1 protein-coding gene is annotated in these 239 nt (G+C 46.4%); it reads right to left on the bottom strand.

Annotated features, from left to right (window positions below; genetic code table 11):
- Positions 1-239, bottom strand: a 239-nt coding sequence (locus SB775_RS33495; RefSeq protein ID WP_410865613.1) for a tRNA-dihydrouridine synthase, incomplete at both ends; no start/stop codon positions are given.

Here is a 239-nt window from a genome sequence, read left to right as displayed (position 1 = left end):
ACGAAGCTTTTTAATCTCTGGAATGAGCTCCCAATGCGCATCCACTTGGCTCATTTCCTTTCTTGTGCGAAGGTGAATCGATAAATTCACAATGTCTTGCTCCAATATGTGTCTGAGCCATCCGCGCCATTCATCAACCTCTGTAAAGCCAAGTCTTGTTTTCACACTGACAGGTAATCCACCTGCTTTCGCAGCTTGAATCAGCTCTGCCGCAACGTCAGGACGAAGAATTAATCCGC

Source organism: Peribacillus sp. SIMBA_075, assembly GCF_046534585.1.
This window is presented reverse-complemented; position numbering and strand designations above follow the sequence as displayed.